The organism is Barnesiella sp. B2-R-119, from assembly GCF_023656675.1.
In the GTDB taxonomy this organism is placed as follows: domain Bacteria; phylum Bacteroidota; class Bacteroidia; order Bacteroidales; family Barnesiellaceae; genus Barnesiella; species Barnesiella intestinihominis.
Genome location: NZ_JAMOKL010000008.1, coordinates 38,714 through 59,872, shown reverse-complemented (window position 1 = coordinate 59,872; position 21,159 = coordinate 38,714). Strand labels below are relative to the sequence as shown.

At 45.0% G+C, this 21,159-nt stretch carries 21 protein-coding genes and 3 tRNA genes; 15 read left to right on the top strand and 9 right to left on the bottom strand.

The window, feature by feature from the left end:
* Positions 1–8 precede the first annotated feature (8 nt).
* From argH to prmC, 6 genes are all read right to left on the bottom strand, one after another.
* The gene (argH, locus tag NBH06_RS12925; protein WP_250794672.1) at positions 9–1,349 is read right to left on the bottom strand and encodes an argininosuccinate lyase; all 1,341 of its coding nucleotides are present in this window, start codon (positions 1,347–1,349) and stop codon (positions 9–11) included.
* Between the two features lie 45 nt (positions 1,350–1,394).
* Positions 1,395–1,817, bottom strand: coding sequence for an SRPBCC family protein (locus tag NBH06_RS12920; RefSeq protein ID WP_021892311.1), 423 nt, complete (start codon positions 1,815–1,817; stop codon positions 1,395–1,397).
* A complete protein-coding gene (pyrE, locus tag NBH06_RS12915; protein ID WP_008862394.1) occupies positions 1,814–2,470 on the bottom strand; it encodes an orotate phosphoribosyltransferase in 657 nt (218 codons plus the stop codon). The genes NBH06_RS12920 and pyrE overlap by 4 nt, the downstream gene beginning before the upstream one ends.
* Before the next feature lie 282 nt (positions 2,471–2,752).
* On the bottom strand, positions 2,753–3,448 hold the full coding sequence (locus tag NBH06_RS12910; protein ID WP_250794669.1) for a ComF family protein: 696 nt from the start codon (positions 3,446–3,448) through the stop codon (positions 2,753–2,755).
* Complete coding sequence (locus NBH06_RS12905; protein WP_250794666.1) at positions 3,445–3,912, bottom strand: regulatory protein RecX; 468 nt, start codon at positions 3,910–3,912, stop codon at positions 3,445–3,447. Before NBH06_RS12905 ends, NBH06_RS12910 begins: the two co-directional genes overlap by 4 nt.
* On the bottom strand, positions 3,905–4,765 hold the full coding sequence (gene prmC / locus NBH06_RS12900; protein ID WP_250794664.1) for a peptide chain release factor N(5)-glutamine methyltransferase: 861 nt from the start codon (positions 4,763–4,765) through the stop codon (positions 3,905–3,907). The genes NBH06_RS12905 and prmC overlap by 8 nt, the downstream gene beginning before the upstream one ends.
* A gap of 121 nt (positions 4,766–4,886) precedes the next feature.
* Here prmC and ribD point away from each other — a divergent pair, with 121 nt between their 5' ends.
* The 9 genes from ribD to NBH06_RS12855 all read left to right on the top strand — a co-directional run bounded on the left by ribD (position 4,887) and on the right by NBH06_RS12855 (position 14,507).
* Positions 4,887–5,942, top strand: a complete 1,056-nt coding sequence (gene ribD, locus NBH06_RS12895; RefSeq protein ID WP_250794662.1) for a bifunctional diaminohydroxyphosphoribosylaminopyrimidine deaminase/5-amino-6-(5-phosphoribosylamino)uracil reductase RibD — start codon at positions 4,887–4,889, stop codon at positions 5,940–5,942.
* A gap of 209 nt (positions 5,943–6,151) precedes the next feature.
* Positions 6,152–7,642 carry a DUF6242 domain-containing protein gene (locus NBH06_RS12890; protein WP_250794659.1) on the top strand — a complete coding sequence of 497 codons (1,491 nt, stop codon included), beginning with the start codon at positions 6,152–6,154 and terminating at the stop codon, positions 7,640–7,642.
* Between the two features lie 79 nt (positions 7,643–7,721).
* Positions 7,722–8,396 (top strand): type IX secretion system protein PorG, encoded by a 675-nt coding sequence (gene porG / locus NBH06_RS12885; RefSeq protein ID WP_008862388.1) that lies wholly within the window; start codon positions 7,722–7,724, stop codon positions 8,394–8,396.
* A 7-nt stretch (positions 8,397–8,403) separates the two neighbouring features.
* Positions 8,404–9,141, top strand: a complete 738-nt coding sequence (gene uppS, locus NBH06_RS12880; protein WP_008862387.1) for an undecaprenyl pyrophosphate synthase — start codon at positions 8,404–8,406, stop codon at positions 9,139–9,141.
* 33 nt (positions 9,142–9,174) lie between these two features.
* Entirely contained in the window at positions 9,175–11,808 is a 2,634-nt protein-coding gene (locus NBH06_RS12875; protein ID WP_008862386.1) for a BamA/OMP85 family outer membrane protein, read from the top strand.
* Between the two features lie 145 nt (positions 11,809–11,953).
* The gene (locus tag NBH06_RS12870) at positions 11,954–12,469 is read left to right on the top strand and encodes an OmpH/Skp family outer membrane protein (RefSeq protein ID WP_195330273.1); all 516 of its coding nucleotides are present in this window, start codon (positions 11,954–11,956) and stop codon (positions 12,467–12,469) included.
* Between the two features lie 58 nt (positions 12,470–12,527).
* Positions 12,528–13,043 carry an OmpH/Skp family outer membrane protein gene (locus tag NBH06_RS12865; RefSeq protein ID WP_008862384.1) on the top strand — a complete coding sequence of 172 codons (516 nt, stop codon included), beginning with the start codon at positions 12,528–12,530 and terminating at the stop codon, positions 13,041–13,043.
* Between the two features lie 76 nt (positions 13,044–13,119).
* On the top strand, positions 13,120–13,965 hold the full coding sequence (gene murI, locus NBH06_RS12860) for a glutamate racemase (protein WP_250794657.1): 846 nt from the start codon (positions 13,120–13,122) through the stop codon (positions 13,963–13,965).
* Positions 13,966–13,982: 17 nt separating this feature from the next.
* Positions 13,983–14,507 carry a S4 domain-containing protein gene (locus NBH06_RS12855; protein ID WP_229036939.1) on the top strand — a complete coding sequence of 175 codons (525 nt, stop codon included), beginning with the start codon at positions 13,983–13,985 and terminating at the stop codon, positions 14,505–14,507.
* A gap of 874 nt (positions 14,508–15,381) precedes the next feature.
* Here the strand turns inward: NBH06_RS12855 and NBH06_RS12850 are convergent.
* The 3 genes from NBH06_RS12850 to NBH06_RS12840 form a co-directional block, all read right to left on the bottom strand.
* Positions 15,382–16,419, bottom strand: coding sequence for a YeiH family protein (locus tag NBH06_RS12850; RefSeq protein ID WP_250794655.1), 1,038 nt, complete (start codon positions 16,417–16,419; stop codon positions 15,382–15,384).
* Positions 16,420–16,678: 259 nt separating this feature from the next.
* Positions 16,679–17,197, bottom strand: coding sequence for a gamma carbonic anhydrase family protein (locus tag NBH06_RS12845; RefSeq protein WP_195330263.1), 519 nt, complete (start codon positions 17,195–17,197; stop codon positions 16,679–16,681).
* Positions 17,198–17,222: 25 nt separating this feature from the next.
* The gene (locus tag NBH06_RS12840; protein WP_250794653.1) at positions 17,223–19,001 is read right to left on the bottom strand and encodes an aminopeptidase P family protein; all 1,779 of its coding nucleotides are present in this window, start codon (positions 18,999–19,001) and stop codon (positions 17,223–17,225) included.
* A 254-nt stretch (positions 19,002–19,255) separates the two neighbouring features.
* Here NBH06_RS12840 and rpsU point away from each other — a divergent pair, with 254 nt between their 5' ends.
* From rpsU to NBH06_RS12810, 6 genes are all read left to right on the top strand, one after another.
* A complete protein-coding gene (gene rpsU / locus NBH06_RS12835) occupies positions 19,256–19,447 on the top strand; it encodes a 30S ribosomal protein S21 (protein WP_008862378.1) in 192 nt (63 codons plus the stop codon).
* Between the two features lie 78 nt (positions 19,448–19,525).
* Positions 19,526–20,407 carry a tyrosine-type recombinase/integrase gene (locus NBH06_RS12830; protein WP_250794651.1) on the top strand — a complete coding sequence of 294 codons (882 nt, stop codon included), beginning with the start codon at positions 19,526–19,528 and terminating at the stop codon, positions 20,405–20,407.
* Positions 20,408–20,420: 13 nt separating this feature from the next.
* On the top strand, positions 20,421–20,723 hold the full coding sequence (gene hpf / locus NBH06_RS12825; RefSeq protein ID WP_008862376.1) for a ribosome hibernation-promoting factor, HPF/YfiA family: 303 nt from the start codon (positions 20,421–20,423) through the stop codon (positions 20,721–20,723).
* A gap of 163 nt (positions 20,724–20,886) precedes the next feature.
* Positions 20,887–20,969: transfer RNA gene (locus tag NBH06_RS12820), tRNA-Tyr, on the top strand.
* Positions 20,970–20,978: 9 nt separating this feature from the next.
* Positions 20,979–21,054: transfer RNA gene (locus tag NBH06_RS12815), tRNA-Gly, on the top strand.
* Positions 21,055–21,063: 9 nt separating this feature from the next.
* Positions 21,064–21,135 (top strand) — tRNA-Thr (locus tag NBH06_RS12810).
* Positions 21,136–21,159: the final 24 nt, after the last annotated feature.

The window sequence follows — 21,159 nt, the reverse complement described above, 5'->3', positions numbered from 1 at the left end:
ATAATTTATTAGCGACCCAAGAGTCGAGCTTCTGCCGCTTCGGTACGAGCGAAGTCGAAAGAGTCGATCGTTTTTCGCATGAGTTCCGTGATGCGGTCGTTACACAGATTACCGATGCTGCCTTCGTGGGTATGATGGATATGCTTGTCGGGGGAGAATTTCCCGGCTTCGATTTCCAATCCCACTTGTTTATAGGCATCTCGGAAAGGTGTACCTGTTTGTACTCGCCGGTTTACTTCTTCCACGCTGAACATATAATCATATCGTTTGTCGTCGAGAATATGCTCATTGACGGCAATTTGAGAAATCATGAGGTCGACCATGTCCAAGCACTCTTCCAATTCGTCGAACGAGGGTAGGAACAGTTCTTTAATGATTTGTAGGTCTCTGAAATAACCCGATGGCAAGTTATTGGCGATGAGTGTGATTTGATAGGGTAATGCTTGTAACTTGTTGCATTTGGCTCGTGTCAATTCAAAAACATCGGGGTTTTTCTTATGGGGCATGATACTCGAACCGGTCGTGAAGGTATCGGGTAATTTAATGAAGGCGAAGTTTTGCGAATTGTACAGACAGGCGTCGAATGCCAGTTTAGCGAGAGTCGCAGCAATAGATGCGATAGCGGAGGCTACGATACGCTCGGTTTTCCCTCGTCCCATTTGAGCGTACACGACGTTGTAATCCATCGTTTCGAACCCGAGGCTATCGGTGGTTTGCGTACGATTCAGCGGGAATGAAGAGCCGTATCCTGCGGCCGACCCTAACGGATTGCGGTTGCACACCCGGTAGGCGGCTTGCATGACGATGAGGTCGTCTACCAGACTTTCGGCATAGGCGGCGAACCATAGTCCGAAAGAGGAGGGCATAGCGACTTGCAAATGGGTGTACCCCGGCATGAGTACTTGTTTGTATTTCTCGCTTTGGGCGATGAGGGTATCGAATAGTTTCTCTGTCTTTTTTACGATATTCTGCAAGCGAGAACGGGTGAAGAGTTTGAGGTCGACCAATACTTGATCGTTACGGGAGCGTCCGCTATGGATTTTTTTTCCGATGTCGCCCAATTTGCGGGTTAATAAGAGTTCGACTTGCGAGTGCACGTCTTCGACACCTTCTTCGATTAAGAATTTACCGGTTTCGGTATCTCGATAGATGTTTCGTAACTCTTCGGTGAGTTGTTTCAGTTCCTCGGCGGTAAGCAACCCGATGGATTGCAACATGGAGATATGAGCCAGCGATCCCAGTATATCGAAAGGAGCCAAATATAAATCCATTTCCCGGTCTTTCCCGACTGTGAACCGTTCGACGTCCCGATCGACTTGTACCGATTTTTCCCAAAGTTTTTGCGCCATTCGAGTTACGTTTTTACTGTCAGATGAAAAAATTAAAATAACTTTTTATTCGTAGGGCAATATGACAAGCATATCGGCCATTTTATCAACACCTTCCTGCAATGGCTTGGAGACCATCGGCTTAATGAAAGGGTTAAGTTCTGCTTTGACCGTGATACGCGATGCCGTTTCGTTTTCTCCGGTTGAGACCAGCTGTATCCACAGATTGAGAGGAAGCGGGGAGTTTTCGGCTTCGAACTTTATCGTTTTATTGGGTTCCCGATCTATGATTCTGAAAGTGATAGATCCTATGGGGCTCACTTCGATAGAGAGGCTGTCCTTGTCGTAACCTGTAATTTTCAGCTTTTCGTTTCCGGGAGCATTCAAGGCTCCTTTGAACCTTTCGAGGTTGGAGAGGTCGGAAAGCAATTCAAAGACCCGCTCGGAGGAGTGGGCTATTCGTACCGTTTTACTTTCGAAACTTGTCATACCGAAGGCGTGTTGTTATTGGGACCTTGCCAGCTTGCCGGGTCTTTACGCCATTCCTGCAATGTTTCAAGGTCTTCGGGTTTGATATAGTTGGTTTCCAATGCGGTTTCGAGCATTGCATTATAGTTGCTCAATGTAATCAATTCGACTTGTGCCGATTTGAATTTGCGGGCCGCTACGGGGAATCCATAGGTGAAGATGGCGGCCATACCGATTACTTCGCAGCCTGCGTTTCGTATGGCTTCGACTGCTTTTAAGCTACTGCCTCCGGTAGAGATGAGGTCTTCGATGACAACTACTTTTTGACCGGGTTTTAAATTTCCTTCGATGAGGTTTTCCAAACCGTGGTCTTTCGGTGCGGAGCGTACATAAACATAAGGTAATCCTAAGGTTTCGGCGACAAGCGCCCCTTGTGCGATTGCTCCGGTGGCTACACCTGCAATGGCATCTACTTCACCGAAGTTTTCCATAATTACCCGGCAGAGCTCTACTTTAATAAACGTCCTGACTTCGGGGTAGGAGAGTGTTCTGCGATTGTCGGTATATATGGGCGAGTTCCAGCCCGATGCCCAAACGAAAGGATTTTCGGGTTGTAGTTTGATAGCACTGATTTTTAATAGTTTTTCAGCAAGTAATCGTTCTACCGTTTTCATGACGAATAATGTTTAGAATTTTAAAATACAAAGGTAAGAAAAATGGCAGATAAACGGTCGAATGGCAGGTGAAAAATATGAAAATATTTAGACACTGTTTTAAATTTATAGAGAAATAATATTATCATTGCAAGCAGGTATGTTCCGGCCATATTGAGCCCCTGTCTCGCATCTAGAATCCCTTGATTTTTGTCAATAGCCCGCTATTGACTGCGTATCTCGGACTCCAATCTGCTTCAACATAGATCTCAATCTGTCTCGGAATAAATTTAAAACAGCGTCTTATAGTACCGCAGCGAGTGTGAGACAGCTGATTCGGGGCTTCCCGTGGAGATAGAGTGCCTGTGCGCAAGCCAGAAGAGTCGCACCTGTGGTTACAACGTCGTCGACTAACAGGATATGCTTGTCGGATAAATCGAGCTCTGAGTCCGTTTCGTAAGCGGTGCGGGTGTCCAGCCAACGTTCGTAAATATTTTTCCCGGTTTGCGATTTAGTGTTTTGGGAGTGGTATAACCATTCTGTACAGACTTCGATTCCGGTGACTTGTTCGATTCCCCGAGCAATCCATTCGCTTTGATTGTATCCTCTGCGGCGTAATTTCGCCGGATGCAAGGGGACGGGAACCAACGCGTTTATGTCGTCGAAAAATCCGCTGTGCAGCAATTCGTTCGCGTAAATTTTCCCTAAGGTGAAACCGCATTGTTTTCCTCCGTGGTATTTGATGTGGTGTATGAGTTGCCGGGCGTTGCTCGGCGTGGAGAAAAAGAAAAATGCCGCACATTTTTCAATGGGAACTTTTCCGAGAAAAAGTTGTGCCATCGGGCTGAGCGGGTCGAGGTGATAACCGGTGCGCGGTAATCGATGCAAACAGGTGGTGCAAATGTTTTCTTCATTCCTGTTCAACGCCCGTTGACAGACCGGGCAGAGCCGGGGAAAGAACAAATCGATGAAATCTTTGAGGAGCGGGGGCGTTTTCATGATTCGATTTCTTTAAGGATGCGAAAAACTAATTCGGTTTCGAACCCTCGGGATGCGGCGAAACGAAGTAATTTGGAGCGTCGAACCTCGACATCTTCGTCGTTAATCGAACGAGATTTCTTTTCGAGCAGGTCGGCGAGGTGGGTCGTGTATGCTTCCTCGTCGATGAGAGATAAGGCATTGACGATGTCACTATTCCCGATTCGTTTCTGTTGCAGGGCATAACGGATTTTTATTCGTCCCCACCCGGAAAAACGGAATTTGTCTTTGGCTAAAGCAATGGCGTATCTTTCTTCATCGATGAATCTTTCTTGCACGAGTCGTTCGACGATTGTTCGGGCATCCGGCTCTCCGATACCCCATCGGGAGAGCTTTTCCCGTATGTCGGCTATACAGTGTTCCGATGAAGAGCAGAGGGCGGCCGCTCGGTGGAGGGCTTCGGGCGGAGTTAGTGTTTTAGCCATGTCGTATGGGTTTTATAGCAGAAACGAATCGATTTTTCTCATACAGGTCTTTGATGACTCTGATGTGCTTATATCCCGCTGCTTCCAACATACGGGCGCATGCTTCGCCTTGTGCCTCGTTGATTTCGAAGTAGAGCTTGCCTCCGGGGGATAAAAGCCGAACGCTGTCCATAGCTATTTTTTCATAGAACAGAAGAGGGCTTTCGTTCGGGACGAACAGGGCTATATGAGGTTCGTATTCCAGCACATTGGCACTCATGGACCGGCTCTCGCATCGGCGGATATAGGGCGGGTTACTGACGATGATGTCTAATGATTCCTCTGGTAGTTCTGATACATCGTAACGGAGAATATCCCGTTGAAAGAAGTTTACATGGGCATTGTGTTTTCGGGCGTTACACTGTGCAATTTCCAAAGCCTCTGTCGAGATGTCCCATGCCTCGACCTTGCTGTCGGGCAACGAGAACGCAAGAGTAACGGCAATACAACCGCTTCCGGTTCCCAAATCGGCTATGCGCAAGGGCTGACCGGAGTTTTCCGTTATAACGAGTCTTGTCAATTCTTCTGTTTCGGGGCGGGGAATGAGGGCTCCGGGGGCAATATCGAAACGCCGCCCGCAAAAATCGGTATATCCCAAAATGTATTGAATGGGTTCTTGCTGCGAGAGCCTGTCGGTTATACGTTCGATTTTACGGTGTATATCCTCGGATAAAATCGTATCTTTGTGCAGCAGAATATCGGTGGGGGTATAGCCGCACAGGGATTCGAAAATCATTCGGGTGAATCCGATGATTTCTCCGGGTGGATAGATTTCTCCCAGTTTGCGCCGTAACAGATCGATACTTTGTTGCATGGGTCGGTCGATATTTGTAAATCCATGCAAAGTTAAGAAACTGTTTTGATTTTTGGGAATAGATATTTCGTGCAGAAAAACTACACCGATCAAATCGGGCTTTAATTAAAAAAATCGGAATATGGATAAAACAGATATGGATGCCGTTTTCATGCGCCGTTGTTTGCAGTTGGCTTCTCTGGGTCGAGGACGCGTGTCACCCAATCCGATGGTGGGTGCGGTCGTCGTACATCGGGGGCGAATTATAGGAGAGGGGTATCATCGGTGTTACGGTCAACCGCATGCCGAGGTGAATGCCATAAATTCGGTGCGGGATGCAGGACTGTTGCCGGAATGTACATTGTATGTTTCTTTGGAGCCTTGTTCTCATTACGGGAAAACTCCTCCTTGTGCCGACTTGATTGTCCAAAAGAAGATACCGAGGGTCGTTGTCGGCTGCCTCGATCCGTTCCCGAAGGTGTCGGGGCAAGGTGTCGCCCGGTTGCGGGAGGCCGGTATAGAAGTTGTCACTGGGGTATTGGAAGAAGAATGTAAGGCATTGAACCGAACTTTTATGACCTGCCAAATCGATGAGCGTCCTTTCGTTACTTTGAAGTGGGCGCAGAGTCGGGACGGTTATATCGACCGGATTCGGAAACCGGGAGAACCTGCCATTCGGATTTCGGACGATGTTTCGTCTGTATGGGTGCATCGTTTGCGGGCCGAAGCAGATGCCATATTGGTGGGGACGAACACGGCAGTTGCCGATAATCCGTCGCTGACTACCCGTTTGTGGTACGGGCGTTCACCTTTGCGAATCGTTCTCGACGAACATGCCCGCGTTCCGTCTGGTTCGCACGTGTTTACAGATGGATTGCCTTCGCTCGTCATTACGGCGAAGGATACTGTTTATCCGGCTTTACCCGATTCTGTCGAAGTTATTCGCCTCCCTTTCGGGAAAGATTTAATACCCGGTTTGTTGAACGAACTATACCGTCGACGCATACAACATCTTTTGGTAGAGGGGGGGGCTGTATTGTTACAGTCGTTTTTAGATTCGGAATATTGGGACGAAACGAGAGTAGAAACCGGGCCGATGTTTCTGGGGAATGGAGTTGCCGCACCAGTCGTAAAGGGTATGCTTGTGTGCTCTGAATATTGTGGCAAAGCAAAAATAGACTGGTATGAAAATAGGTAAAAACGGATTATTTGCCGTGTCAATTATTCGGTTCGTCTAAAATGAAACGGCTATCTCTCTTTTTTTATTTATTTTTGAACTGGGAAATCGATGTATGTGAATCGGTTTATCCATAAATAATTATAATTATCGGTGTTTGTAGTGTACAAAGAAAAAAATGTTGCTAAATTTGCCGATTGTAACTGCAAACCTGTAACTCATATCAGTTAATGAAGAAGCAAAAAATATATTTTTTTCTGTGTATAGCGGCTTTATTTTTATCCGGCATTTCGTGTAATTCGACCGAAGATGATGTTATATCATATACTGTATCGGAGAGCGTACGGGTTTCCGGTTTTTCTTTGGCGGCCAATGACTCGGTGTTAGCTCATTTAGATACGATATTCTTTACGATAGACCTGAATAAAGGCCAGATTTATAATGCCGATTCTTTACCTGTCGGAACCGATGTTTCCGCATTGATTGCGAATATCTCGTTCGATAACGTCGCACAGGCTAAGATTTATATGGACAAAGGCGATCCTGCCAAGAACGATACGATAGACTACATTGCCAATCCTACCGATTCTATTGATTTTACGTCGAAAGTTTCGTTGGAGGTGACGGCTCAAAACGGTACGACCGTGAAGTGGTATTCCGTTAAGGTAAATGTCCATCAAATCGACCCCGACTCATTGTATTGGAATACCATGTTCGGCGTTCGGCCTTTACCGTGTGGCAGTCAGGCAACGGTCGATGCGCAAAAAGCCGTTTATTATAAAGGGAAAGTTCAATCTTTCATAGTCTCTAATTCGACTTGTACATTATATACGGCGGAAGACCCTTATGCCGACGACTGGACACCGCAGCCTTTGTCATTATCGTTTACTCCTGATTTGAAATCTTTACAAGCTACCGATGAGGCTTTGTATATGCTTTCGCAAACCGGCGAGCTATATCGGTCGGAAAATGGCGTCGATTGGGCTTCGACCGGGCAAACGTTTTATTCGTTGGTAGGAACGTGGAAGTCGAGACTGTTGGGTGTCGTGTCGGAGAACGGTGTTTATAAACACGATTGCTATCCTCGTCCTGCCGGATTTGTGCCTTATCCGACAGCTGCTAATTTCCCCATTACGGGCAGTAGCCCTATGGTGACATTCGTGTCGGAGTATGATTTGGATTCTCCCCAGTCCATTATGGTGGGCGGACGAATGGCCGACGATAATCTGACCGGTGCGACATGGGGATATGACGGTGAGGCTTGGGCTCAATTACAAGGCTCGATAAAACCGTGCGAGGGGGCCATTCTGTTTCCGTATTTCACTTTTACGACCAGTGAGTACTGGATAACGACGCAATACACATCGTGGATTGTGATCGGGGGGCGCGAGGCTGCCGGGGTAGCCGATTCGGTATATGTTTCGGTAAATAACGGCAATACGTGGAGCAAGGCTCCTCAGTCGTTGGCTATGCCTACCTATATCAATCCGCGGGCTTTTGCTTCGGTGATGGTTGTCGATGCGGACTTTACCTCTCGGAGCGCGGCTTCGTTGTGGAAGTTTATGCCTATTCGGAGGGTCCCGGCTATGTCGGTTACTCGTACGAGCGATTACCAGATTCCTTATATTTATATATTTGGAGGGGAAAATAACTCCGGTGATATTTATAATGAAATATGGCGAGGAGCAATCGGTAGGTTGAGATATCCGCCGATACCATAATGAGTGTTTTGAAGAAAAAAGATACTTTTCATCGGTTTATTTCGTTTTATGTATGTAGGCTCGTAAAAATGGCACACGCATGAAAAAAATAATTCCGATTATAGTGATAATAATGAGTAGTACAGCTGTTTTATCTGCACAGGATTTCCGTTATGATGCGGGGATAGCGGGTGGAATAAGTTGTTATATGGGCGATGCCAATCAGGTTTCGCCGTGGCATCGGCCGGGTGCTGCGATAAGCGGAGTGTTCCGTTTTTTGTTGAATTATCGGTGGGCTGTAAAGACCGATATTTCAGCCATGCAGTTTTCAGGCGATACCCGTGATTTTGACAATCGTTTCCCAAACGGAAGTGATTACTCGTTTGAGAGTTGGCAATATCGGTTGGGAGGACAGATAGAATTCAATTTCTTTAATTATGGAATGGGATATTCTTATCTGGGAACGAAACGGCTTTCTCCATATTTGTTGGCGGGGGTGGGAGTAGGATATTCGACTGTCGGAGGCGGTTATGTGAGTTTCGATGCCTCTTTGGGAGCCGGGGTTAAATATAAAATAGCTCCGAGATGGAATATAAGTTTGGAGTTTGCCATGCACAAAACGTTGGGAGACAGTTTCGACGGAAAGGCACTCGCAGATCCTTACCATATAGAAAGCAGTGTGCTGAAAAATACGGATTGGTTTTCGACGACTTTGTTTTCAATCACGTATGAATTCGGCCGTAAAAAAGAAATTTGTAACAACGATAATCGTTGAAAGAGGAATGACTTACGTAGAGCAGATAAATCTAACTCGTGTGCCCAAACACATTGCCATTATTATGGACGGCAACGGGCGTTGGGCTAAGGAGCGTGGGCTGGACCGTTCGGAGGGGCATCGCAAAGGTCTTGATGTCGTTCATGAGATAACGGATGCAGCTGCCGAAGTAGGGGTGCAATACCTTACTTTATATGCTTTTTCGACGGAAAATTGGAATCGTCCGCAAGCGGAAGTCGATGCTCTTATGGCTTTGGTCGTTTTTGGTATAGAGCGGGAAACTCCCGGAATGGTAGAGAAGGGAGTCCGTTTGTCGGTCATCGGCGATTTGGACCGCTTGCCATCTGATGTGAAAGCACGGTTATTGAAATGTATTCGTGATACGTCGGGAGGTGAGCGTATTGTTTTGAACTTGGCGTTGAGCTATTCTTCCCGATGGGAAATCGCTCGCGCGGCCCGGTGTATCGCACAGGAGGTTCAAAAGGGTAGATTGTCGGTGGACGACATTACGGAAACGACTGTCGATGAGTTTATGACAACTGTGAATATGCCTAATCCCGATTTGTTAATTAGGACGGGAGGAGAAATACGACTCAGTAACTTTTTGTTGTGGCAACTCTCGTATGCCGAATTTTATTTTACAGAAGAATACTGGCCCGATTTTACCGGCGAAAGCCTTTATAGAGCCATTGTCGAATATCAAGCCAGAGAACGTCGTTTCGGAAAAACGAGCGAACAACTATAAATGAAGAAAAAGAGATTGAAAATGCGATATTATATGCCTTTGAAAAGTTTGGCTGTTTTTTTGTTTTTGTCTTTTTGTGTGCAGGCTGTGACCGCACAGAATGAAGAGAAACTCGATACGATATATAATCCGAAGGTCGTTTATTCGGCCATTCCGCAGAAATATGAGATTGCCGGTATCACGGTTACCGGGGCTCCCAATTATGAGGATTATGTATTGATAGGTTACTCTGGGTTGGAAGTAGGACAGGTTATCGAAATACCCGGTAATGCCATTACCGAGGCTGCCAAAAAATTTTGGAGGCAAGGTTTGTTTTCCGATGTCGTGATTAAGTGGACGAAGGCTTATGGCAATAAGGCATGGCTCGAAATACAATTGAAACAACAACCGCGTATTTCGGAAATAAATTACCACGGGATTAAGAAAAGTGAGCGGGAAGATTTGGAAATGCGCTTGGGGTTGGTCAAGGGAAACCAGATAACTCCCAATATAGTGGATCGTGCCACGACGATTATCAAAAAACATTTCGAGGAAAAGGGTTTTAAGAATGCAGAGGTGAACATAAAACAGACCGATGACCTGACCCATGAGAACGAGGTGATCGTCGATATTTATGTGGATAAGAAAGAGAAAGTTAAGGTCCATAAGATATATATAGACGGGAACGAGGTTTTGTCGGATAGGAAAATAAAATGGGCTATGAAAAAAACCAATGAAAAGGGTAATTTGCTTCATTTGTTCCGAACGAAAAAGTTTGTCGAAGAGAATTATAAGAACGATAAAAATCTGATTATCGAGAAATATAACGAGTTGGGATACAGGGATGCCGCTATCGTAAACGACAGTGTGGTGCGGTATAACGATAAAACGGTAGATGTTTACCTGACAATCGATGAGGGAAAGAAATATTATATCCGAAATATAGACTGGGTAGGCAATACGATTTATCCGTCGGATTATCTTTCGGCTGTATTGGGTATGAAGCCGGGCGATGTTTATAATCAGAAAATGCTGAACAAGCGAACGATGGAAGATGAAGATGCGGTTGCCAATTTATATATGGACAGAGGATACCTTTTCTTCCAGTTGGTTCCTATCGAGGGCAATGTGCTGAACGACTCCATCGATTTGGAGATACGTTTGTTCGAAGGTCCGCAGGCCCGTATCAATAAGGTCGTCATCAATGGTAACGACCGTTTGTATGAGCATGTTATCCGTCGGGAATTACGTACGAAACCGGGAGAGCTGTTCAGTAAATCGGACTTGATGCGTTCTGCTCGTGAAATAGCTCAAACCGGACATTTCGATCCTGAGACAATGGATATAAAACCGGAACCGAACGAAGAAAATGGTACTGTCGATTTGGTTTATAATCTCGAATCGAAAGCCAACGACCAAATCGAATTTTCGGCCGGTTGGGGGCAGACGGGTGTTATCGGAAAACTTAGTTTGAAGTTTACGAATTTCTCCATCAAGAATTTGCTCAACCCTAAATCGTTTAAAGGTATCATTCCGCAGGGCGACGGGCAAACGTTTACGATCAGTGCGCAAACGAATGCACGTTATTATCAGCAGTATAGTATTTCGTTTTATGATCCGTGGTTCGGAGGGAAACGTCCGAACTCGTTCCAGTTCTCGGCTTATTATAGCCGTCAGACCGGTATCGAAAGTTCTTTTTTGAGCCGAAGCTACAACAGTTTATACAATAATTCTTTGTATGGAGGTTACTGGGGAAACAGCTACTTGGGTAACTCCTATTATGACGATTATTATCAAAATGCTTATGAAAATGCCTTAGACCCGAACAAGTCTTTGCAGATGATCGGGGTTTCCTTCGGATTCGGGAAACGTTTGGAGTGGCCCGATGACTATTTTACTTTTATGGCAGAATTGGGCTATCAGGCATATATTCTTAAAAATTGGGAGTATCTGTACTATATGCAGAACGGTACTTCTCACAGTTTTACGTTGGGATTGACGCTGGGTAGAAGTTCGATAGATAATCCCATTTATACACGTCGAGGTTCTCAATTTACGTTATCGGCTCAATTTACTCCTCCTTATTCATTATTCTCTAAGAAAGATTACAAGAGCCTCTATGAGAGTTCGTCGAGAGCCGACCGAGAAGAGTTATATCGCTGGATAGAATATTATAAAATAAAATTCAAGAGCCGTGTATATACCCCGTTGAATAACTCCGAAAAATATACACTCGTGCTTATGGGACGTGCCGATTTCGGATTGTTGGGGTCGTATAACAAGTATAAGCAAACGCCTTTCGAAACATTCCATGTGGGTGGCGACGGTATGACCGGGTCTTATACATATGCTACGGAAACAATCGGGTTGAGGGGCTATGATAACGGTGCTCTTACGCCCTATTCCGACGGTCGGGCTTATACCCGGTTCTCGATGGAGTTGCACTTCCCGTTCTTGTTGCAGCCTTCGTCTACGATATATGGTTTGGCTTTTGTCGAGGGCGGTAATGCGTGGACATCGCTCGAAAACTTCAATCCTTTCTCGTTGAAACGTTCGGCCGGAGTGGGCGTTCGTATCTTCTTGCCGATGATCGGATTGATGGGTATCGACTGGGCTTATGGTTTCGATAAAGTACAAGGAGAGAAAGGGGGTGGCCATTTCCACTTTATCTTAGGTCAGGAATTTTAATTTGTGAAAAAACAGATACGTTTGTGTTAAATGCTCTAAAAGGATAGCGCGATTTGGCAGAATCGCGCTATCTTTATTTTTTAGAAAGTGTTTTATGTTATATGGTTTATTGAAACGGGAATGTTTAATTAAATAGAATAACGATATGAAAAGAATAGTTCTTTTTGCGATGGCGGTATTAGGTTTTACTGCGTTGTCGGTAGCTCAGAAGTATGCTTTGGTCGATATGGAATATATACTCAAAAATATTCCTTCGTACGAAATGGCCAACGAACAGTTGAACCAAGTGTCTCAACGTTGGCAAAAAGAGTGTGACGACAAGGCGGCCGAAGCTAAAACAATGTATAAAAACTATCAATCGGATTTGGTATTTCTTACCGAGGAAATGAAGGTAAAACGAGAAGAGGAAATCCGTGATAAGGAGACGGAGGTCGTTGAATTGCGCCGTAAGTATTTCGGCCCTGAGGGCGAGTTGTTCAAAAAGCGCGAAAGTCTTATGAAGCCTATTCAAGACGATATTTATAATGCCATTAAGAAGATTTCGGAAGACAAAGGCTACATGATGGTTATCGATAGAGCTTCTTCTCCGAATATTATTTTTGCGTCGCCGAAGATAGATATTAGTAATGAAGTGCTCACAAAGTTAGGATATTCAAAATAAATGCTTACTTTTGTGCCATTATTCATAACTTACAGTATAGAAACAAAAAAATTATAGTATGATTAAGAAATTTCTTTTCGCCGCAGTGTGCATTTGCTCTTTGAGTTTTGTATCACAAGCGCAACAAGCCCTTAAATTCGGAACCGTTAACTCTCAGGAGATTTTTATGTTGATGCCAGAGAAGGCAACCGCCGAGCAAACTCTTCAAGATATTAATAAGAAATATGAAGATGAGTTTGTAAAAATTCAAGAAGAGTTTACGAAGAAGTATAAAGAGTATATGGCATTGGGCGATACGATTCCCGAGACGATACGTGCTCGTCGTATGCAGGAGGTTCAAGATTCCCAATCTCGTATCGAGAGTTTCCGGGAAATGGCATCTCAGGATATTCAAAAACAACAAGAAGCTCTTTTTGCTCCTATTCAACAGAAGTTGATGGATGCCATTAAGTCGGTAGGGGCAGAGGGTAAATTTACTTATATTTTTGATTTGGCTTATCCTATCGTTATTTATCAGGGAGCACCTAGTGAAGATGTGACTCCGTTGGTGAAAGCGAAATTGGGATTGAAATAATTATTCCCTCGTCGAGGGGTTGCGAAAAGGATGATAAGAACGTTATCATCCTTTTTCCATATTTATACTTCTAATAATGGATGCGACAAAAATACCTACGAATGTAGGTCCCATCGGAATTTTCGATTCGGGATACGGAGGTCTTACTATTCTCGAACAGGTGCGCAAAGGCCTGCCTCGATATGATTATCTCTATTTGGGGGATAATGCGCGGGCTCCTTATGGTACGAGGTCGTTCGAGATCGTATATGAATTTACTAAGCAGGCTGTATTTCATCTTTTCGACGAGGGATGCTCTTTGGTTATTTTGGCTTGCAATACGGCTTCGGCAAAGGCACTTCGTAGTATCCAGCAAAAAGATTTGCCTCGTCTCGCTCCCGATAAACGGGTTTTGGGGGTTATTCGTCCGACGGTCGAGTCGCTTTCCGAACTGTCGCGTACGGGGCATATCGGGATTTTGGCTACACCGGGTACGATACAGTCGGGCTCCTATGAGTTGGAGATAAAGAAGATGTATCCCGAATTCGTGGTATACGGACAGTCATGTCCCATGTGGGTTCCGTTGGTGGAGAACAACGAAGCACAAGGGAGGGGAGCCGATTATTTTGTTAAGAAATATATCGACGAACTTTTGTCGCAGTCCGATGAAATTGATACGATAGTATTGGGGTGTACCCATTATCCGTTGTTACTCGACAAAATTAGGGCCTATCTTCCTTCGTCTATTTCGGTAGTCTTGCAAGGTCCTTTGGTGACCGACAGGTTGGACGATTACTTGAAACGGCATCCCGAGATAGAGAGTCGTTGTTCGAAAGGGGGAGGTTGCCGCTATCTGACGACGGAATCGCCTCGAAAGTTTTCTGAGGCAGCGACCCTGTTTTTGAATGAGCCGGTAGAGGCTGAGCATATAGTGTTGGGATAAAATATAGAGTTTTGATTATGGCAAAGAAAGTGATACGATCGGATATTCGGGTCAATAAGTACATTAGTGATTCGGGATTTTGTTCCCGTCGGGAAGCCGATAAAATGATTGCCGACGAGCGGGTGACTATCAACGGAGAGTTAGCTACATTAGGTAGTCGGGTGGCCGAAGGCGATAAAGTGAAAATAGACGGGGAACCGTTGCATTTTATCCCTATGGAACAGCGGGAGTATAAATTGCGCCGTTACGGTTCTTCTCGTAAAGAGAAACTATCGGGAGCTGAAAATCCCGAGGCTGAAAAGAAGCAACGAGGGGGCCGAGAGAGATTTGCCAGTGGACAGGAGGAACTTCGTCCGAATCGTCGTTCTAAAAATTCGATGGTGAAGAAATCCGATGAGGCTCCGCATCAAGGAAGAAAGTCGAAGACTTATGCTCCGAAAAAAGTCGTGAAGGAAGGAGAGGAAAAGAGTAAGAATAGAACCCGAACCAAGTTGGTTCCGGGAAAAGCCTCTTCTGGTAATGTGAAAAAGAAAATTAAGTAGTTGAGAATGTTTTTTGGGGGGAGATATTAAACGACAATGGGCTGAATCGTAGATGTATCTTTTTTTGACCTCTTTCCTCGAAACTTCTTTTCCTTTGGTCTCTCACTTATACAGCTGCTTACACAGCACCCTGTAATGCTGTGGAATACGGTGGGTGCAGGGATATGTCCGATATAAACCGGCTGATGAGATGTCGTTTTCAACCCCTCCGTCACTACGTGCCACCTCCCCTATATTTTGCGTTGCAAAACACCCCGTAATGCTACTGGGCACGGCAGGGGAGGAGTTTCAGATTCCCACTCCAAAGCGATATGTAATCATTTGTTGTTCTAAATATCGATATTCTCACTTTTCAAAGAATAAAGGTGGAATGTGAAATGTCCTAAGATGTTGTGAGAGTAGGGGGGAGGGGATTGAAAGTGTCGCTTTGAACAGCCTTTTATCTCTTTGGAACTTTGAGGGTATTCTCCTTCTCCCTTGTGCTGCGAAGTGAATAGGGGGAATGCCCGCCGGGCGAAGGGGTTAAACCCTCAATCGAAAATCTTATGAAATCTTTTTTAACCTCTCTCCAAAGAGAACAGGAACGAAGTATTCGATAAAAGATTCATCGTTAAAATTCAAATCTACTCCCTCGAATTTTCTATTGAATTGGGTTTAGTATGACACTATCGGTGTTAACCCCCTCCTCTGTGTTTTGCAACGCAAAATATAGGGGAGGTGTCCGCAGGACGGAGGGGTTAGAAAATACTGGTGGTGGAGATGACATAGTCGAGACTCCTCTCTTTCTGCTCATCATAGATGAGATCCGGGAATGCCCGCAGGGAGAGGAGGTAAATCTATGATTCAGCCCGTTGTCGTTTGAAATGATTATGATTTATGCTAACCATTTGACGAGCAGATAACCTCCTCCCAACAGCCATATATACAATATAGCCGCTAAAAGAAATGGTTTGGCTCCTGCTTGTTTGAATTTTTCGAAATTGGTTTCGGCTCCCAAAGCTGTCATAGCCATTGTGAGCATAAAGGTGTCGAGGCTATTGATTCCGTCTACTACTGGAACGGGAAGCCAATCGAACGAATTGAATCCGATAATGGCAAGGAAACCGAATGCGAACCAGGGAATGGTGATTTTTCCTCGTTGAGTGGCAGTTGTATTTTTGTCTCCTTTGACTGCTTTTACGGCTCGGCGGGCTAAGGCAAAACTCATGATGAGTAAAACCGGGGCAAGGAGCATGACTCGAATCATTTTTACGATGATTGCCGAGTCGGAAATCTCTTTCCCCATCGCGTTACCCGCCCCTACCACGTGGGCTACTTCGTGTAAGGTAGAGCCGGTGTAGAGTCCCATTTGCTCGGGTGTGAGGTCGAATACTCCGGCTCGGTAAAGAATGGGATAAATGAACATCGAGAGCGTGCCGAAAATGACAACCGTCGAGACAGCAACTGCTGTTTTATGGGGTTCGCTTTTTACTACCGGTTCTGCACCCAAAACAGCAGCGGCTCCACAGATGGCGCTACCTGTGGCGGTGAGCAGGGCGAGGTCATTGTCCATCTTCAACAGTTTCCCCACCAAGATCCCCAATAGAATGGTGCAGGTGACGATAATCACGTCGATGAGTATGGCCGAGGCTCCTATGGCGATAACGCTTTGGAAGGTCAACCGGAATCCGTAGAGGACGATACCGGCACGAAGTACTTGTTTCGAGCAGAATTTTATGCCCGGAACCCATGTCTCGGGCAATCGGTTACGCAGGCTGTTGGCGTAGAGCATACCCAGTATGATGCCTACAATGAGGGGGCTGAGTGATAGATTTTTTATAAACTGGAATTCTGCAATGTAAAAGGCGGAGAATGAAAAAAGTACAATCAACAGAATACCGTGGAGGACATTTCCTTGTTTTTCGCTGAACATATCAAAATGAATTAAATTGTTTTTTATAATCGAGTCGGGGAAAATTTGCCGTTTGACACAGTTAATGCGGAATGCGATATATGTTCATTCCGGGTGTCGTTTCCCTTTTCGGACGCAAAGGTAGAGATTTCATTTCGAATATGGGATTTCTTTGTGGTTATCGGTTATAACCATAGGTTATTTCGATCATTGTACCGTGTTATCAAAAGACAAAGGGACTGCTAATCGGCAGTCCCTTTGCATGATGATTACGGAAAGACTATTCTTCCTCGTACCACTTGGAATACATCAGGTAGTTTTTGGCGATTTTTTGATTGATCTCTTTCGATTGTTCGGGGTCTACCATTTTGATGAATTTGGCCGGTGTTCCGCCCCAAAGCTCACCCGGTTTGATGACTGTCTTGCTCAACACGACCGATCCGGCGGCGACGATGGCTCCTTCGCCTACGACGGCATGGTCGAGAATTACCGAGCCCATGCCTACGAGGGCTCCGTCGTGTATGGTAGCTCCGTGTATGGTAACATTGTGTCCGATGGATACGTCGTCGCCGATTTCGATGGTGGATTTTTCGTATAGGGTATGTAATACCGATCCGTCTTGAATGTTAACCCGGTTGCCGATACGAATAGAATTGACATCGCCTCGCAAGATGGCTCCGAACCAGATACTACATTCGTCGCCGATAACGGTATCGCCGATGAGTGTTGCATTATCGGCGAGGAAACAGTCTTTACCGACTTTCGGGGTAAATCCCCGTACTGATTTTATAAGTGCCATGATTAGTTTATAATTTTATCTTGAATTAAATTGCTGTTGTTTTGCGGTGTAACCATTGTTGTTCTTCCTCGTCGAGCATCGGACTTAATCGGTCATAGACCATTTCGTGATAGCTGTTGAGCCACTCGATTTCTTTCTCGGTCATGATAGAAATATCGAGAGCCTCGGTATCGAAGGGGAAAAGGGTAAGAGTCTCGAACCGGTAAAACATGCCGAATTCATTTTCGTAATCGGGCACTGTCAAGACTAAATTTTCACAACGTATGCCATATTCGCCGGTACGGTATAATCCCGGTTCGTTAGAGGTAATCATGCCCGGCATGAGAGGCGTGGGATTTTCTTCGAGGCGTATGTTTTGCGGTCCCTCGTGGACATTGAGGAAATGCCCGACTCCATGACCAGTCCCGTGCAAGTAGTTGAGGTGATCGTCCCATAGGAAATGGCGGGCGAGGGCATCGAGTTGGGCTCCGCGCGTACCTTGTGGATAATGACAAGTGGCGAGAGCGATATGCCCTTTCATTACCAGTGTGAAGTCCCGCTTTTGGCGAGGGGACAGATTGCCTAACGATACGGTGCGAGTGATGTCGGTAGTCCCGTCGAGATATTGCGCCCCTGAGTCGATGAGCAGGAATCCCTTGCGAGAAATGATCGCATTGCTTTCGGGTGTCGCCGAGTAATGGACAATGGCCCCATGCTCGTTGAATCCGGCGATAGTGGCGAAACTTTCTCCTACATAAAGACTTTGTTGCGAACGGAACTCTCGCAGTTTCTCGGCAACTGTTATTTCGGTTACTTTGCCGCTGTCGATATTTTTTTCTAACCAACGGAAGAATCTAACCAATGCTACACCGTCGCGTATCATTGCCTCGCGTGTTCCGGCGAGCTGAGTCTCGTTTTTGATACTTTTCAGTAGAGCGATAGGCGATTGGCCCGATACGGGTATGGCATGCAGCTTATTTAATAAGGTGTAATTGATTTTGTTGGTGTCTACGAATACTTTTTTCTCTGCCGGTAGAGCTGCTACGAAGTCGAAAATGTTTTCATAGGGCATTATTTCTACGCTATTTTTTTGCAGGTATTGGCAGACCGTATCGTTGATTTTGGCTTTGTCGATAAAAAGAATACGCCGGGAGTCGTCTATGTATGCATAGCAAATGACGACCGGGTTGCATTCTACGTCGGTTCCCCGTATGTTAAATGCCCAAGCAATTTCGTCCAATGCTGCCAGTAACAGAGCATCGGTTCCTGCTTGGCGTACTTGCTCCATAATTCGGGCCATTTTATCCGAGATGGATTCTCCGCTGTACTTTTCATCGTGAATAAAGGCTTCGTTTTTGGGAATCGATGGGCGTTTTTCCCAAATGGAGTCGAACGGAGTGAAATCGGATACGAATCGGAAGCCGTGGCTCTCGAAGTTTTGTTTCATCGCAGCGGCTTTCGATGCCCCGAACAGTGTGCCGTCGATGGCAATGGTCGCACCTTGCGGTAGAGTGGTCAGTAGCCATTGCTCGATGGTGGGAGTGTCGGGCAGTCCTTCTTTAAAAAGTTCGAACCCGGAATCTTCCAGTTGTTGAGCGGCTTGGAGGAAGTACCGCGAGTCGGTCCATAATCCGGCTTGATTGGTTGTGACGACCGCAGTTCCAGCCGATCCGTCGAATCCGGAAATCCAAGTTCGTGCCGCCCAATGGCTGGCATAGTATTCGCTTTGATGCGGGTCGGTTCCCGGTATGATGAAAGCTGTAATACCGGCTTTGCCCATTTCGTCACGCAGGGCTTTGAGTCGGGGTAATGTCGATTTACTCATAATCTGAATGTTTAGAGTTATTGTCGATAAATATTTATCAACCGTGTGTAAAGGTAACGATATTTAGTAAAATAAGAAGATAAAAGGCTGTGAAAATATTGGAATAGAAAGATGGATATAATCGTGCCGATTTTGTGTAAAATTTATTTTCGAGTATATTTTAGCGGTCGAAAGTTTTGTTAATCACAAAACAATCTATAATTTTGCACCGCAATTTATTCAAAAGAAACAAATAAACTAATTTCTAAATAATTATGATTATAGTTCCAGTAAAAGAAGGCGAAAACATCGAGAAGGCTTTGAAAAAATTCAAACGGAAATTTGAAAAAACAGGTGTAGTTAAGGAATTGCGTAACCGTCAGGCATTTGAAAAACCATCTGTTACGAACCGCAAAAAAATGATGCGTGCTATCTACATTCAGAAACTTCAACAGATAGAAGATTAATTTTTTTGTTGTTGGCAAATATTGGATTTTTCAAGAATTTCCTTTATATTCGTAGCGTAAGTTAAAAGCTACGAGAATATGCCGATCGAATCGTTTTTAGAATATATCCGGTATGAGAAGAATCTTTCTACTCATACCGTATTGTCATATAGAAACGATTTGTTTCAGTTTAAAAAGTTCCTTGAAACCGAGTGTGATGGTATTGAGATGCAAAAGGTAACCTCCGATTGTATTCGCGAATGGGTGGCTCTTTTGTCGGAAGGAGGAATGTCGGCTCGTAGTATTTGCCGTAAGATTTCTTCTTTGAGGGCTTTTTACCGCTATCTTGTGGTGCAATCGGATATTCAGGAAAGCCCTGTGAAAAATATTCCTTTGCCTAAGGTACATAAGAAAATGCCGGTTTATCTTCGGCAGGACTCCATGAATGAGCTTTTCGACGATGTGTCGTATGGCGAAGGTTTCGAGGCGGTCCGTAACAAACTTATTATCGCTATGCTTTATCATACGGGTATGCGCCGAGCCGAATTGATAGGGTTGAGGGATACCGATGTGCGTGAAGGAGAGATAAAGGTGACGGGAAAAAGGAATAAACAGAGGCTGATTCCGTACGGAGAGGAATTGTCGCAGATGATTGCCGGTTATCGGCAGGCTCGTAAAGAGTCGTGTGGAGATGATTGTGGCTTCTTTTTCGTTCGGGAAAATGGGGAACCGTTATATCCGCAGTTAGTTTATCGGGTAGTCAATGGGTCTTTGTCGAAAGTTTGTTCGCTCGATAAAAGAAGTCCGCATGTATTGCGTCATACATTCGCGTCGGCCATGCTGAATAACGGGGCAACTCTCAATAGTGTCAAGGAACTGCTCGGACATCATTCATTAGCTTCAACCGAGGTATATACACATATAACGTTTGAAGAACTAAAACAAAGTTATAACCAGGCTTTCCCGAAAAGAAAGTCATAAAAAAGGAGGAAATATGGAAATCCGTATTCAAGCGATTCATTTCGATGCATCAGAAAAGTTGGAAAAATTTATTCAGAAAAAAGTTTCTAAATTAGAACAATATTACGATGGAATTATAGCCGTCGAAGTTTCTTTGAAAGTGGTAAAACCGGAAACGGCACAGAACAAAGAGGCTGGAATTAAGGTTCTTGTTCCGAGAAATGAGGATATGTTTTCCTGCAAGGTTGCCGATACCTTTGAAGAGGCGGTCGATATGGCCGTCGAGGCTCTCGTTAAGCAGCTTCTGAAAACCAAAGAAAAGATGCGTGAAAAGTAAAAAAAATGTACTGATATTTTTGTAATTTAAAATTAATGCCTAAATTTGCACCCGTTTCTCACCGACTCAATCTTTGATAAACGGGTGCATTCTTCTGAAAAGGAAAGATGTGTGTGGTAGAGGGGTGAGATGTAAATTTAAGGTCTTGTAAAGGCTAATATAAGGGCAAATACCAGAGTGGCCAAATGGGGCAGACTGTAAATCTGCTGGCTTACGCCTTCGGTGGTTCGAATCCATCTTTGCCCACAAAAAAATGCGGAAGTAGCTCAGTTGATAGAGCATCAGCCTTCCAAGCTGAGGGTCGCGAGTTTGAGCCTCGTCTTCCGCTCCAAGAATGAATGCCAATGTAGCTCAGCGGTAGAGCACTTCCTTGGTAAGGAAGAGGTCACGGGTTCAAGTCCCGTCATCGGCTCAAGTTTTTAGAAAGCTAATCATT